This is a genomic window from Burkholderia sp. Bp9016, assembly GCF_003857765.1.
In the GTDB taxonomy this organism is placed as follows: domain Bacteria; phylum Pseudomonadota; class Gammaproteobacteria; order Burkholderiales; family Burkholderiaceae; genus Burkholderia.
In genome coordinates, this window is record NZ_QTPY01000032.1 from 22,161 (window position 1) to 37,217 (window position 15,057).

General features: G+C 64.2%; 12 protein-coding genes and 1 pseudogene. 6 read left to right on the plus strand and 7 right to left on the minus strand.

What is annotated here, in order from left to right; genetic code table 11:
- Positions 1-20 precede the first annotated feature (20 nt).
- Positions 21-986, minus strand: a complete 966-nt coding sequence (locus DIE13_RS28585; RefSeq protein ID WP_124830403.1) for a helix-turn-helix domain-containing protein — start codon at positions 984-986, stop codon at positions 21-23.
- Positions 987-1,163: 177 nt separating this feature from the next.
- Between DIE13_RS28585 and DIE13_RS28590 the strand changes: the two genes are divergently transcribed.
- From DIE13_RS28590 to DIE13_RS28610, 5 genes are all read left to right on the plus strand, one after another.
- The gene (locus DIE13_RS28590) at positions 1,164-1,697 is read left to right on the plus strand and encodes a 2,4'-dihydroxyacetophenone dioxygenase family protein (RefSeq protein ID WP_124830404.1); all 534 of its coding nucleotides are present in this window, start codon (positions 1,164-1,166) and stop codon (positions 1,695-1,697) included.
- A gap of 18 nt (positions 1,698-1,715) precedes the next feature.
- Positions 1,716-3,008: an MFS transporter gene (locus DIE13_RS28595; protein ID WP_124830405.1), complete on the plus strand. Its 1,293-nt coding sequence runs from the start codon at positions 1,716-1,718 to the stop codon at positions 3,006-3,008.
- A 1-nt stretch (position 3,009) separates the two neighbouring features.
- Positions 3,010-4,131 (plus strand): 2,3-butanediol dehydrogenase, encoded by a 1,122-nt coding sequence (locus tag DIE13_RS28600; protein WP_124830406.1) that lies wholly within the window; start codon positions 3,010-3,012, stop codon positions 4,129-4,131.
- Positions 4,109-4,831, plus strand: coding sequence for an SDR family NAD(P)-dependent oxidoreductase (locus DIE13_RS28605; protein ID WP_124830407.1), 723 nt, complete (start codon positions 4,109-4,111; stop codon positions 4,829-4,831). The genes DIE13_RS28600 and DIE13_RS28605 overlap by 23 nt, the downstream gene beginning before the upstream one ends.
- Before the next feature lie 180 nt (positions 4,832-5,011).
- Positions 5,012-6,103 carry a porin gene (locus tag DIE13_RS28610; RefSeq protein WP_124830408.1) on the plus strand — a complete coding sequence of 364 codons (1,092 nt, stop codon included), beginning with the start codon at positions 5,012-5,014 and terminating at the stop codon, positions 6,101-6,103.
- A 71-nt stretch (positions 6,104-6,174) separates the two neighbouring features.
- Here DIE13_RS28610 and DIE13_RS28615 read toward each other — a convergent pair whose 3' ends face one another.
- Together DIE13_RS28615 and DIE13_RS28620 are read right to left on the minus strand one after the other, a co-directional pair.
- Entirely contained in the window at positions 6,175-7,662 is a 1,488-nt protein-coding gene (locus DIE13_RS28615; protein WP_124830409.1) for an NAD-dependent phenylacetaldehyde dehydrogenase, read from the minus strand.
- A 53-nt stretch (positions 7,663-7,715) separates the two neighbouring features.
- Positions 7,716-9,314: a GMC family oxidoreductase gene (locus tag DIE13_RS28620; RefSeq protein ID WP_124830410.1), complete on the minus strand. Its 1,599-nt coding sequence runs from the start codon at positions 9,312-9,314 to the stop codon at positions 7,716-7,718.
- A gap of 383 nt (positions 9,315-9,697) precedes the next feature.
- Here DIE13_RS28620 and DIE13_RS28625 point away from each other — a divergent pair, with 383 nt between their 5' ends.
- Positions 9,698-10,648 carry a helix-turn-helix domain-containing protein gene (locus DIE13_RS28625; RefSeq protein WP_124830411.1) on the plus strand — a complete coding sequence of 317 codons (951 nt, stop codon included), beginning with the start codon at positions 9,698-9,700 and terminating at the stop codon, positions 10,646-10,648.
- 951 nt (positions 10,649-11,599) lie between these two features.
- Here the strand turns inward: DIE13_RS28625 and DIE13_RS28630 are convergent.
- The 4 genes and pseudogenes from DIE13_RS28630 to DIE13_RS28645 all read right to left on the minus strand — a co-directional run bounded on the left by DIE13_RS28630 (position 11,600) and on the right by DIE13_RS28645 (position 15,008).
- Positions 11,600-11,914: a hypothetical protein gene (locus DIE13_RS28630; protein ID WP_124830412.1), complete on the minus strand. Its 315-nt coding sequence runs from the start codon at positions 11,912-11,914 to the stop codon at positions 11,600-11,602.
- Between the two features lie 6 nt (positions 11,915-11,920).
- A pseudogene (locus tag DIE13_RS28635) lies at positions 11,921-12,154 on the minus strand (IS3 family transposase); the annotation flags it as partial.
- A gap of 235 nt (positions 12,155-12,389) precedes the next feature.
- Positions 12,390-14,177 carry an acyl-CoA dehydrogenase C-terminal domain-containing protein gene (locus DIE13_RS28640; protein ID WP_124830413.1) on the minus strand — a complete coding sequence of 596 codons (1,788 nt, stop codon included), beginning with the start codon at positions 14,175-14,177 and terminating at the stop codon, positions 12,390-12,392.
- Between the two features lie 45 nt (positions 14,178-14,222).
- A complete protein-coding gene (locus DIE13_RS28645) occupies positions 14,223-15,008 on the minus strand; it encodes an SDR family oxidoreductase (RefSeq protein ID WP_124830414.1) in 786 nt (261 codons plus the stop codon).
- Positions 15,009-15,057: the final 49 nt, after the last annotated feature.

The following is a 15,057-nucleotide window of genomic DNA, read 5'->3' on the forward strand; positions in this document are numbered from 1 at the left end:
TCAACGTCGATTTCGCCGCTTCAACAGGCGCTGCGCAGCGTCATCGGCGATGCGCCGTAGCGTTCGCGAATCGCGCGGCTGAAGTGCGCCTGGCTCGAGAAGCCCCAGCGAAATGCGATCTCGCCGATGCTCGTCTTGCGCAACCGCGCATCGGTCAGTTCGCGGTGCGCATGCGACAGCCGCTCGAACCAGATGTGCTGCGTGATCGACTCGCCTTCGGCGGCAAACAGCCGGCTCAGGTGCCGCAACGACAGCCCGACCGCATCGGCAACCGCCTGCGGTCCCAACTCCGGCTCGCCGAGATGGGTCGCGATGTACTGCTTCGCGGTCAGCAGATACGACAACGACGCACGCGATGCGCCCGCACCGTTCACTTCGACGTCGATGAGTTCGGCAACCAGCGTGCGCGTGTGCTCGACGAAACGCGCGGCGTCGCCCTCGACCGGCTCCTTCATGAAGCGCTCGACGCTCGCGCGCAGCGTCGCACCCAGCATCGCGCCCGCCCCCGGCTTCGGCGCGATCCGCAGCGGCAGCGCCGCCAGCTCCGCATCGAAGCGATCGTCGAACGTCGTGATCGGAATGTCGATCAGCAGTTGCCGCATCGGTGTGAGGAATCCGAACAGATAAGGCACGCGAGTGTCGTACACGACCACGTCGCCGGCTTCCGCGAGCAGGCACCGGTCGCGCTGGATGAAATACGCGCGCCCGCTCAGGATCTGGCACGCAAACAGCGACTCCTTCGGCAACTGGCACACCAGCGCGGGGCTGCGCTCGATCACGTGATCGCGGCCGCTGATGTCCGCGACGCCCAGGCCCGGCAGCGCGAGATCGGTTTTCTCGACCTCGAGCCCGGCCGGCGACAGCGACGAGCAGCGCAGCCCGACCAGCGTCGCGGCGTTGAACGCATCCCAGTACGCCATCCGGTCGCGCAGCGGCACGTCGGCCGTCGAGCCTCGCGTGCGTGAAAAAACGGTCGAATTCGTCACGTCGCCTCCTGCTGGCGCCTGTCGTGCGGAGCGGCACGGATTGGGGAATGGTGAGTCTTGTCGTTGGTGCAGTGCGATGTCCGGCCCGATCAAGCAATTCGTCCAGCCCAGTCAAGAGCGCCGCGCACCGGCTGGCTAAAGTCGTCCCCACGACACCAACCAGCAAGGAGACAAACCGTGGTCGACAAAGCCGTATCCGAATTCTGGCAAAACATCGCGCCGATTGCCAATCCGTTCAAGCCCGATGCGCTGCCCGAGGCTTACATCCAGAACGCGGCCACCGAAGACGAGCGCTATTACGTTCCGTTCACCGAAACGGTTTCGTCGCGGCCGTTGTGGATCTCGCCGTCGCAGAACAAATGGTGCGACATCCTGATGGCAAAGGAAGCGGGGCTCGTGAACCGGCACTACCACCCGCACGAAGTGTTCGCGTACACGCTGTCCGGCAAGTGGGGCTATCTGGAACATGAATGGACCGCGACGCGCGGCGATTTCGTGTACGAGACGCCGGGCGAAGGCCATACGCTCGTCGCGTTCGATCATCCGGAACCGATGCGTGCGTTCTTCATCGTCACGGGCCCGTTGATCTGGCTCGACGACGAAGGCAATCCCGACGGCTACTTCGACGTGCATTCGTACATCGCGATGTGCAAGGCGCACTACGAGAAAGTCGGCCTCGGCGCGCAGGCGATCGAGAAATTGTTCCGTTGACGCGCGACGAGGCCGCTCATGACATCCCATCCCTCCCCCAAAGTCGCATGGACGTATGAGAACAGGCTGCTGCTGATCCTGTTCATGACGTTCGGCTTCGTGTTCTTCGACCGCCTCGCGCTGTCGTTCCTGTTTCCGTTCATGTCGGCCGAGCTGCACCTGTCGAATACGCAGCTCGGCATGGTGTCGTCCGCGCTCGCGCTGACGTGGGCGCTGTCGGGCGCCGCGACCGGCGCATGGTCCGACGCACGCGGCACCCGCAAGCCGCTGCTGATCGCGGCGGTGCTGGGCTTTTCCGTCTGCTCGGCGCTGTCGGGCCTCGTCGGCGGCTTCGCGAGCCTGATCGCGTTTCGCGCGCTGATGGGCATCGCCGAAGGCCCCGTGCTGCCGCTGTCGCAATCGCTGATGGTCGAGAGTTCGACGCCGAGCCGCCGCGGGCTGAACATGGGCCTGCTGCAAGGCTCGGCCGCCGGCCTGCTCGGCGCGATGATCGGGCCGCCGGTCGTGATCGGCATCGCGACCACGTATGGCTGGCGCGAAGCCTTCTACGTATCGTGCGTTCCCGGCTTCCTGATCGCGTTCTGCATCTGGCGCTGGGTTCGGGAAGTGCCGCCCGGCGGCGTCCGGCATGCACAGGCCGAAGGCACGGCCACGCCCGGCGTGCAGGTCAGCCGCTGGGCGCTGCTGAAGGAACGCAACATCCTGCTGTGCGTGCTGATCAGCTGCTTCTTCCTCACGTGGTTCGTCGTGATCATCTCGTTCGCGCCGGTCTTCCTCGTCGAGAGCCGCCACCTGTCGCCGGCCGACATGGGCGTCGTGATGACCTGCCTCGGCGCCGCGTGGGTGTTCTGGGGCTTCGCGGTGCCGGCGATTTCCGACCGGATCGGCCGCAAGCCGACGATGATCGCGTTCGCGCTGATCGCCGCGCTCTGCCCGATCGTGCTGATCCACGTCAATGCGCTGTGGGCGCTCGGCGCGCTCGTGTTCGTCACGTACACGGGCCTCGGCTGCTTCACGCTGTTCATGGCGACGATTCCGGCCGAAACGGTGTCGCCGCGCGCGATCGCCAGCGCGCTCGGCCTGATCATGGGTGCGGGCGAGCTGATCGGCGGCTTCGTCGCGCCGACCGTCGCCGGCTTCGCCGCCGACAAGTACGGCCTGCAGTTCGCGATGTGGACGTCGGCCGCTGGCGCGATCCTCGCGTGCGTGCTGTCGTTCGGTCTCGTCGAAACCGCGCCCGCCGTGCTGCGCAAGCGCGCGCTCGCCGGTGCCGGCCCCCGTCTCGATACCCGGCACCTCGGAGGACGCTGACATGCGTGCACTTCAATGGCATGGCCCGCGCGACATCCGCCTGGTCGATCTCGACACGCCGCGCACCGGGCCCGGCGAGGTTCGCGTCGCGGTGGCCTATTGCGGGATCTGCGGCAGCGACCTGCACGAATATGCGGACGGGCCGCATGCGATTCCGGTCGACACACCGCATCCGCTGTCGGGCCGCACCGCGCCGCTCACGCTCGGCCATGAGTTCAGCGGCACCGTCGTCGAAGTCGGCGCGGGCGTGACGACGCTGGTTCCGGGCGACCGTGTCGCGATCGAGCCCGAGTATCGTTGCCACCAGTGCGCATACTGCCGCTCCGGGTCGTACAACCTGTGTGTGTCGATGGGCTTCGCCGGGCTGATGGGTGACGGCGGAATGGCCGACTTCGCGGTCGTGCCGGCCTACATGCTGCACCGGCTGCCCGACGACGTGAGCCTCGAACAGGCGGCGGTGATGGAACCGGCCGCCGTCGCGCTGCACGCGCTGCGGCGCGGCGAGCTGCGCCTCGGCGACACCTGCGCGGTGTTCGGGCTCGGGCCGATCGGGCTGTTGCTGATCATGCTCGCGAAGCTCCAGGGCGCGACGACGATCGTCGCGGTCGACGTGTCGCCGGAACGGCTCGCGGCCGCCGCGCGCTTCGGCGCGACGCATGCGTTCGACGCACGCTCGCTCGACGCGCCGGTGCTGCGCGACGCGATCCGCGAAGCCGCGGGCGGGCTCGGCGTCGACGTGAGCTTCGAGGCGGCCGGCCTGCCGGCCACGTTCGAAGCGGCGATGCAGGGGCTGCGCAAGGGCGGCCGTCTCGTGATGGTCGGCCTGATGCCGCATGCGAGCTTCGAGGCATTCCGCGCGGTCAACGACGAGCTGACCTTCACGGCCAGCGTCGGCTACCGTCACGTGTACGAAGACCTGCTTCGGCTCGTCGGGTCGGGCGCGCTCGACCTCACGTCGATCGTCACGCGTACCGTGTCGCTCGAAGACGCCGTCGCCGACGGCTTCGATGCACTGCTCGCCGATCGCGCGCAGATCAAGATCCTCGTTGCGCCGTCGCACCGGCCGGCGCGCCCCCTTCACACCATCGGGAGTATCGAACATGACCCGCCAGTGGTCGTTTGACGGCAAGACCATCGTCGTGACGGGCGGCACGTCCGGCATCGGCGCACGTACCGCGTTGCGGTTCGCGCAAGCGGGCGCATCGGTCGTCGCGCTCGGGCTCGATGCCGCCGGCCCGCATGCGCCCGTCCATCCGAGCGTTCGCTGCGTCGAACTCGACGTGACCGACAGCGACGCACTGACGCGTACGATCCGCGCGTTGCCGCGCGTCGATGCGCTCGTCAACGGCGTCGGCATCAGCCGGCACGCGGACGAATACCGGATGGACCAGTTCGAGCTCGTGCTGAACGTGAACCTGACGTCGGTGATGCGGGCGTCCGACGCCGCGCTGCCGGCGTTGTCGGCAAACGGCGGCAGCATCGTCAACGTCGCGTCGATGTACACGTACTTCGGCAGCAAGGATCGCCCGGCGTACAGCGCGAGCAAGGGCGGCGTCGCGCAGCTCACGCGCTCGCTCGCGCAGGCATGGGCCGAACGCGGCATCCGCGTAAACGCGGTCGCGCCCGGCTGGATCGACACGCCGCTCAGCAGCGGGCTGATGGCCGACACCCAGGCCTCGCGGCGGATTCTCGATCGCACGCCGCTCGGGCGCTGGGGCACGGCGGACGAGGTTGCGGACGTGATCCTGTTCCTGTGTTCGCCCGCCGCGTCGTTCGTCACCGGTGCGATCGTGCCGGTGGACGGCGGGTATTCGACGGTCTAGCCGAAGCAGTGCACGCGGGCATCGGCGATCGATCGGCATCGCCGATACCCGCGGGATCGACCGGTGCCGTTCCGGGCCCGATCGATTCGGTCGCCTTGCACCACCTTATCGTCCGATCAATCAGTAGTCCCATCAAAAATATTCCGGCATGACCGGAAACATGTGAGGAGCACATTGGAGATGACGAAAAAGACCTTGCTGGCCCTCGCGGCCTGCACGATCCCGGCCGCGTCGTTCGCTCAGAGCAGCGTGACGATGTTCGGTCTGCTCGACGCCGGCATCAGCTATGTCAGCAACGAGGGCGGCCACGGCAACGCGAAATTCGACGACAACATATTCTTCCCGAACCTGCTCGGCTTCGAGGGCAAGGAAGACCTCGGCGCCGGCACGCATGCGATCTTCCGGCTCGTCAATCAGTTCTCGCTCGCGAACGGCTCGATGATCGGCGGCGGGCTGTTCGCGCGCACGGCTTACGTCGGGCTGCAGAACGACCGCTACGGCACGCTTACGCTCGGCAACCAGTACGAGTTCATGGTCGATGCGCTGGCCGCGAGCGGCAACGAGATCGCGCAGGATCTCGTCGGGCTGTACGGCTTTCGCAACGGGCCATTCGACAAGCTCGCGCTGCCGAACAACCCGACCGGCGCCTTCGACTGGGATCGCGTCGCGGGCAGCAACCGCGTCGCGAACTCCGTGAAGTACACCAGCGCATCGCTGTCAGGGCTGACCTTCGGCGCGCTGTACGGCTTCGGGAACGTCGCGGGGTCGGTCGGCGCGAACAACACGGTCAGCGTCGGTGCGAGCTACGACAACGGCCCGTTCGGCGCGGGCGCCGCCTATACGAACCAGAAATACGGCGCGGCAGACGGGATGCCGGCCACGAGCGTGCGCAACTGGGGCGCGGGCGCGCACTACACGCTCGGCACGGTTACCGCGAAGGCGCTCTTCACGACCGTGCACAACGCGTGGAACGGCGCGGGCGCGTGGTCGGCGGAAGCGGGCGCCGCGTGGCGGCCGTCGCCGGTGTGGGTGGTCGGCGCGACCTATACGTACATGAAGGGCAACGACACGCTCGACAACGCGCACGCGCATCAGATCATGGCCGCCGTTCAGTACTGGCTGTCGAAGCGCACGATGGTGTATGTGGCCGGCGTGCATCAGCGCGCGAGCCACGGCAGCAATGCGCAGATCAATGGCGTGATGGATGCGGATGGCGCAGCAAGTGGCACGGTGCAGTCGATCGCGCGGGTGGGATTCAGTACGCGGTTCTGACGCACCGCACCCTTTGACGAAAATGCCCGCCCGGGTCGTCCCGGGCGGGCATTTCCATTGGCGCCACGCCGTCAGAAGCGTATGGTCACCGCCTTCGGCTCGGTGTAGGCGTCGATGAACGACGAACCGTACTCGCGTCCGATACCGGACCCCTTCGCGCCGCCGAACGGCACGGCCGGGTCGACCAGCGTATGCATGTTCACCCACACGGTGCCGGCTTCGATGCGCGGCACGTAGCGCAGCGCCTTCGACAGGTCGTTCGTCCACAGGCTCGCGGTGAGCCCGAACGGCGTGTCGTTCATCATCGCGATCAGCGCTTCCTCGTCGTCGAACGGCACGAACGCGCCGACCGGCCCGAAGATCTCCTTGCGATACGAAGCCGATTCCAGCGAGCGCGGCAGCACGATGGTCGGCTTCACGTAGAAGCCGTCGCGCGCATACGCGCCGCCGCCGGTCACGATCGTGTCGCCTTCCGTGCGCGCGAGCTCGAATGCATCGAGACACTTGCGGAACTGCGGTTCGTTGCAGACGGGGCCGATCATCCCCGCGTCGTCCATCGGGTCGGCCGGCTGGAAGCAGTCGAGACGCGCCTTCATCTTCTCGACCACCTCGTCGAACGTCGAGCGATGCACGAAGAAGCGTTCCGCCGATGCGCACACCTGTCCGCTGTGCAGGAACCCGGCCTCGACGATGCCGTCGAGAATCCTGTCGACCGGCGTGTCCGGCAGGAACGCCGCGGCATTCTTGCCGCCCAGCTCGAGCGTGAAGCGCGTGAAGTTCGCGTTCACGGCTTCCTCGCCGATGATGCGACCGGTCGGCACCGACCCCGTGAACGACACCTTCGCCACGCGCGGATCGCGGATCACCTTCGCGCCGACCTGGCCCGTGCCGTTGATCACGTTGAGCGTGCCGGGCGGCAGGCCTGCTTCGGTCGCCAGCTCGGCGATGCGCAGCATCGTGAGCGGCGTGAACTCCGACGACTTGATCAGCACCGTGTTGCCGGTCGCGAGCGCCGCGCCGAACTTCCATACCGGGATCATCACCGGGAAATTCCACGGAATGATGCCGAACACGACACCGAGCGGCTGGCGCAGCGTGAACGACGTGTAGCGCTCGCCGTTCATGCTCGGAAACGACGGCGCGAGCGTTTCGCCCGCGATCTTCGTGGCCCAGCCCGCGTAATAGCGCAGCCAGCGCGCGGACCAGCCGACCTCGATCACGCGCGACAGCCCGATCAGCTTACCCGACTGCGCGGTTTCGATCTGCGCGATCTCTTCGCCGTGCGCGTCGATCAGGTCGGCGAAGCGCAACAGGATGCGTTCGCGATCGGCCGGCGTCAGGCTGGCCCATTCGCCGCGAAACGCGCGATGCGACGACGCGATCGCGGCTTCGACGTCGTCGTCGGTCGCCTGGGCGACCGAGCCGATCACCGCACGCGTCGACGGATCGCGCACGTCGATCCGTTCGCCGCGGCCGGCCTCCGCGTGGCCGTCGATGTAGTGACCGTGTTCGCGCCCGAGAAACGTTTTGACTTCGTCCAGCATCCGAACCAGTGCCATCTGTGTTCCTCCGGAAATTCCGTTGAATGTGAAGGTGAGTGTGAAAGGCCCGATCAGGCCGCCTGGGCGATCAGGTCCGATGCCTTTTCGGCGAGCGCGATGGTCGGCGCGTTCGTGTTGCCGCTCGGGATGCTCGGCATCGCCGAGCTGTCGGCCACGCGCAACCCTGCGATACCGTGCACGCGCAATTGCGGATCCACGACCGACGAAGCCGGATCCATCCCCATGCGACACGTGCCGACCGGGTGATAGACCGTCTTCGCCGCGCCGCGCACCCAGTCCTCGATCCCCGCTTCGTCGTCGGGCGGGCAGTCCGGCGAGAAGATCTCGTCGACGTGATCGGCGAGCGCCGGCTGGCGCAGGATCTTCAGCGCGAGCTTTGCGGCCCGGATCTGGCCGTCGACGTCGCGGCGGTCGGCCAGATAGCGGCCGTCGATGCGCGGCAGCGCCTCCGGGTTCGACGAGCGGATCGTCACGCGGCCGCGCGAATGCGGTTGCAGATGCCCGGTCTTGATCGTGATTCCGTGCGTGCGCCCCGCCGTCACGCCGATCGGATCGTCGAACGAATCGATCGTCGGCAGAAAGTGAAACTGGACGTCCGGCTGTCCCTGCCGGCAGGTATCGACGAACGCGAACCCTTCGAGCACCGGCGAAGTCAGGATGCCCGAGCGGAACCACTTCCACTGGATGCCGTGCTTCAGCGCGCGCCATCCCTTGTCCTGGCCGTAGAGCGATACCGGTGTGCGGATCGTCGCGTTGACCGACATGTGCAGGTGGTCGTGGAAGTTCTCGCCGACCGGCAGCACCTGCCGGACCGGCACGCCAGCGTCCTCGAGCACCTTTTGCGGCCCGATGCCGGATAGCTGCAGGATCTTCGGCGAACCGATCGCGCCGGCTGATACGATGATTTCGGCGCGGGCACGCGCGGTCACGCGACGATTGCCCTGCCGGTACGTGACGCCGGTCGCGCGGTCGCCTTCGATGTCGACGCGCTCGACCAGCGCATCGACTTCAAGGCTGAATTCCGGACGGTTCGCGATCGTCTTCAGGTACGTCGCCGCCGTGGAGCCGCGCTCGCCATTGAAGATCGTCGCCTGATAGAACCCGACGCCCTCCTGTCGATCGCCGTTGTAGTCGACCAGATAGTCGAGTCCCATCTGCTGGCCGGCCCGCACGAACGCCTGCGACAGCGGATGGCGATAGCGGATCTCGGTGACCTGCAGATGCCCGTCGTTGCCGTGGTAAGGCGCCGTCAGCGATTCGTTGTTCTCCGCCTTCGCGAAGTAGCGCAGCATGTCGTCCGCGCCCCAGCCCTTGCAGCCAAATTCAGTCTCCCAACGATCGTAGTCGTTGCGGTGCCCGCGCACGTACAGCATCCCGTTGACGGAGCTGGAGCCGCCGAGCACGCGCCCTTGCGGCACCGCGATCGAGCGGCCCTTCACGTCGTCCGACGGCTCGGCCGCATACGGCCACGTGTGGCGCGGAATGGCCTTCGCCAGCCCGCCCGGCATGTGGATGAACAGATCCTTGTCGTGGCCGCCTGCCTCCAGCAGCAGCACGGTGCCCTTGCCGCGCTCGACGAGGCGGGTCGCGATCGTGCAGCCCGCCGAGCCGGCGCCAATGACGATGTAGTCGAAAGTTCTATCGGACATCCTGATATGCGCCCGCGGTCGTCCGCACGACGGTCGCCGGCGCGCGCTGCCGCCGCATGCGTCCGTTGCCCGGCCTTCGGCAGGGTCTCCTTGAAAATCGGTGGTTGCGTTTCATGGCGCGAGCCAGCCCATGCGATTCGACAGGACAGCTTGCCGACCGCCTGTCGATTCTAGGGACGCTTCGTCCGCGCCGATCGGCGTTGCGTGCACACTTTTGGCTTGAGCGTGCAGATCGATGCGGTGCGATGGGGTCGCGGCGGAACGTGGAGAAACCACGATTGACGCCGCAGAGCCAGGCTCCCGACAATGGCCGGGTCTGAACGCGCATTCCTGTCGTTTGCATTAACCTTGACGCGTTCCCCGACCCTCCTCCCATTCCGGCAATGGCACACGAACTCGTCGTCGACGCCAGCAACAGCAGCGCGAATCTGCGCGACCTGATCGCGGACAGCTTCCTGCCGCTGATCTTTCACGACACCGGCCCGCAGTTCCGGATGTCGGTGCGCGTTGCCACGGTCGGTGGCCTGCGCATGGCGGACGTCGATACAACGGCGATCCGCGTCGATCGCGACCGCTCGCTCGCGTCGCGCGCCGACCGCGACTGCTACAAGATCCTGTTCCAGATCGCCGGGCAAAGCCGCGTCACGCAGCGCAACGCGACGTCGACCGTCAATCCCGGCGAGTGGGTGATCTACGATGCAACGCAGCCGTACATGATCGAATCGGCGAACGCGTCGCGCTTCGTCGCCGCGCTGACGCCGCCGAGAAGCGGCACGATGTGGCGCTGGTTCGTGGAGCGGGCGGGCGTGCAGGTGCGCCAGACCGTCGGCAATGCGCAACTGGCGCTTCAATCGATCCGTTACCTGATGGACGGGCAGGTGCCGAACGATCCGGAAAGCCTGTTCGGCTTCGAGCAGTCGACGCTGATGCTGCTCGATTCGGTGATCCGCCGCGAGGCGAGCGATTCGCGTATCGGCGCCGATACGCGAATCGCGACGCTGCGGATGAATGCGGAACTCTATCTGTCGCACCACTACAGCGATCCCGATTTGTCGCCGGACAAGCTGGCGAGCGCGCTGAACGTGTCGCGGCGCACGTTGTACAGCGCTTTGGCCGCGACGGAGCGGACGCCGCAGAGCCTGATTCAGGAATACCGGCTGCAGGCGAGCCGGCGCGCTCTGGAAGATCCGGCGGATACCCATCGCACGCTGCTGGAACTCGCGATCGCGTGCGGGTTTTCCGACATTACGCATTTTGGGCGGGCGTTCAAGGCGCGGTTCGGGTGCAGTCCGGGGGCGTATCGTGTCGCATACCGAACGATGCCGGGGGAATGACGCGCGTCAGCGCGCGATGCCCCGTGGCATGCGGCGAACTCCCCGGACCCGCGAACGATTCCGGCATCACGTGCGGTCGAACATTGCCGTACAACGTCGACCGCACCGCGCGTTCGATGCACCGGCCACCACACTCGCGCGGCGGCCACGAACATCGCCTTCGATGACGTCACGCCGTTGACCGGCCTCATCCCCATCCGAACCCACACCGCGAATCCCCGCCGAACGTCTGCCGGCCGACGGTTCACGCAAGCGCAAGTGCCACCGCCGTGCGCCTTGAAACGCGGCGCGATTCCGCAGCGAACGCGTCGGTGGACGAATTGATTCGCAAACCAACCGTGTAGGTTCGCAGAAAAGGTGGCCTCTGCGGTCCATATGAATCAATAGCTTGAGCACCTTTTCTGAGAATTTCGCTCGGGAAAAGTGGCAGAAAAGGTGGCCTTTTCCTACAAAATTCGCAGAAAAGTTGGCCTCCGACCCACGCAAACTTTATAACACCCGAAAAATCAATCACTTACGCACAGATCAGGACCCCGTGAACAAGTGGCGCTCGTGGATCGAGGTGGCGGCCCTTAGGCCGCACACGAACTCGTTGACCGTCAAACCGTTGGAGAACGTGCGCTTAAACATCGAGCAACGGTACGGACGGCGGCGCGTTCGAATAGATTCGGTCACTCTGATCACGCATGTTTGACCTGCAGTGCCAGATAGAGATTGCCTCGACGTTCGAGCCTGCGAGAGATCACGGTAATCATCAACTGTATAGGCCGGGACCTGACCGGTCAGTCAACGTCAGATCAGGTCTCGGACAATACGACCGCTCGTTGCCAATGGCGGTGATCGACTGCGGATTCAACCCGTCGACTCGGCGCTAACTAAAAGGCAGTTCCCCAAGTCACAACGAACGGTGGGAGATCGGGTCAGAGCCCAGTGTCAGGTCACTGTCGAGACTCATACGAACTGCGCACGGGAATGATCCTCACCAACCGCGTTCCAGAGCGGCGCCAGCACTGGGCCAAGGAGGTCGAGCGGGAGGCGCCTGAAATCCTCCACATATGCGGGCGGCGAGAGTATCTCGGTCAGATGGGGCGGTAGCTTCGGGTGCTGGGGATATTCGTGAGGAGGCTCGAAGCCGACATGCATCCCTGCGGACACCTTCAAACTGACAAACAGATAGGCCGACGGCGCAACGTTGAGTGCAACGAGCGATCGCAAGATGGCCGGCCGGGCTTCCTGCACGAACGGGGGGACTGGCCAGAGTTTCATAGACACTCACGAGCCGTTTAGCGCGTAGCGTCGCTCAAACTCTACAGGTGACAGGTCGCCGGCGAAACCATGCCGGCGAATCGGGTTGTAGAACATCTCAATGTAATCGAATACGTCCGTGGCAGCAGTAGCCCTGTTCGGGTAGATGCGCCGCTTAATTCGCTCCTTCTTCAACGCGCTGAAGAAGCTTTCGGCAACGGCGTTATCGTGGCAATTACCGCGACGACTCATGTTCGGCACCATATATGTCGCGCCGTAACCGTAGTATGAAATCGCGCTTGTTTCTGGATCGCGAATCGCAGAAACATCGAGGTTGGAATACAGTGAAGCACCCGACGACGGTAAATTGGCGAAACGGTTCATATGAGTCTCCTCAAACACACTGGTACGGTTCACCGCGCCGTTCAGCTGCGGCGGACATGATCACACTCTCACAACTTGACGAAAGCACAGCTCCGCACGCACTGGGCTTCGTTCAAAATAGTGCCTCGTCAATCCCCATGATGGTCGTCGCACCGGAACGTGCTGCGTGGATCGTGGTTTCGGTCTCGGGCAACAGTTTCGCGAAATAGAAACGTGCAGTAGCAAGCTTGGATTGATAGAACGCATCACCCGTCGCAATCTTGTCGAGGGCGATGCGCGCCATGCGAGCCCAGAAATACGAGAAAACGAGATGTCCCACCGTACGCAGATAAGGCACTGCCGCGGCACCGATTTCGTCTGGATCGCTGGCGGCCCTCATGCTCACTTCGTTCGTGAGCTGTTGAATCTTCTCGAAGAGACTAGAAAGAGGATGAACGAACTCTTCCATGTCGGGTCGCCCGTCTTGTTCCTCGATGAAATCGGCCACGAGCTTTTCAAGGCATTTCAACTTCGCGCTCATGTTCGGGAGCACCTTACGCCCGAGCAAATCGAGAGCCTGGACCGCGTTCGTCCCCTCGTAGATCGCATGGATCCGCGTGTCACGAACGTATTGCTCCATCCCCCACTCAGTAATGAAGCCATGACCGCCGAACACCTGTAGCGCGTGATTTGTACACTCGAACGCGTTGTCGGAGAGGAACGCCTTGGCGATCGGGGTCAACAGTGAGATCAGATCCGATGCACCGCTCCTCACGGTTTCGTCCGGATGCCCATGTTCCTTGTCGATCTGTAGCGCAAGCCAATAGGTAAACGCACGGCCACCTTCCGCATAGGCCTTTTGCGTCAAAAGCATGCGGCGCACATCGGGGTGCACGATGATGGGGTCGGCGGGTTTTTCGGGCGCCTTCGGGCCCGAGAGCGAACGCATCTGCAAGCGCTCCCTCGCGTAGGCGCGCGCGTTCTGGTAGGCGACCTCGGTCAGGCCGAGACTCTGCATGCCCACGTTTAGTCGGGCTGCGTTCATCATGACGAACATCGCCTGAAGGCCCCGATTGACCTCGCCGACGAGCCACCCGCTTGCATCATCAAGATTCATTACGCAAGTGGCATTGCCATGAATCCCCATCTTGTGCTCAATCGAACCACACTGGATACCGTTTCGCTCGCCGGGTTCACCGCTTTTCGTCGGGATAAACTTCGGCACGACAAAGAGCGAAATTCCCTTCGTGCCCATCGGTGCATCGGGCACGCGCGCAAGCACGAGATGAACAATGTTCTCGGCGAGATCATGCTCGCCGCCCGAGATAAAAATCTTGGTGCCCGTGATCGAGTACGAGCCGTCGCCTCGCGGCTCGGCCTTGGTACGCAGGATGCCGAGATCGGTACCGCAATGCGGCTCGGTCAGGCACATCGTGCCGGTCCAGACACCTGAAACGAGCTTTGGCAGATAGACCTGTTTCTGCTCCGGCGTGCCATGCGCATGCAGGCATTCGTAAGCGTCGTGCGTGATCCCCGGATACATGGTCCACGCCTGATTTGCCGAGTTCAGCATCTCGTAGAGCGCATTATTGACGCACCCGGGCAGCCCCTGGCCGCCATAATCGGGATCACAGGAAAGCATCGGCCATCCGGCTTCAACATATTGGCGATATGCGTCTTTAAACCCAGTCGGCGTTCGGACGACGCCGTTGCCGTCGTAGTGACAGCCCTCGCGATCGCCGCTTTGATTGAGCGGAAACAGTACGTCGGAGCAGAACTTCCCGGCTTCGTCGAGTACCTGATCAATGGTCTCCCTATCGAGTTCGGCATGTTTCGGCATGCCCTTCAACTCGGCTTCGACGCCGAGCAACTCATGAAGCACAAATTGCATGTCGCGCTGCGGCGCGGTGTAAAGCCCCATTACTTTCTCCGACGATTTGTTGCGTAAGACCTCTTTGCATCACGGTTACAGTACGGCGGTCGCGCCACCGTCTACTGCAAGGATCTGTCCGGTGATGTGCTTGCCTGCATCCGATGCGAACAATGCTACGGCGCCCTTCAGATCCTCGCTATCGCCAATGCGCCGTAATGGGATTCCTTCCGCAACCTTGTCCGCGCCCAATTGGGTGAGCAAGCCCCGTGTCATGTTGGACGGAAAAAAGCCCGGTGCAATCGCGTTGACCGTAATGCCGTATTGCCCCCACTCACCTGCGAGCGTTCGTGTGAAATTGACAACCGCTCCCTTGCTCGCGTTATAGGCAATGGTGCTCATCGCATCAGGCGGATTTCCCCTGAGGCCGCCGATCGACGCCATGTTGACGATTCGGCCGTATCCACGCGGGATCATCGACCGCTTGCCAATTTGCTGGGTGAGCAGGAAGAGGCCCCGGATGTTGAGGTTCATGACCTTATCCCACGCCTCGATCGGGTGGTCCTCCGCGGGCGCGCTCCAGACCGCGCCCGCGTTGTTCACGAGTATGTCGACGCGACCCAACCTGGCGAGCGCCTCGTCAACCAGACGACGAATATCTGCGTCGATGGAACCGTCCGCCGCGATGAAGTCCGCCTCAATGCCGAGCGACGCCAGATGCGCCTGCGCCTCTTGCAACTCGTCGGTTTTGCGCGCAGAAAGAACGATGCGCGCTCCAAGTTCGCCGAGTGACTCGGCGAGTTGAAGACCGAGGCCGCGTGAGCCGCCAGTTACGAGCGCGATTTTTCCTGAAAGATCGAATAATTGTTTGAGCGTACCCATGGTGTCTAATCCGCACTATTCCTGTTTCTGCGACGCTTCTTGCGCAGAC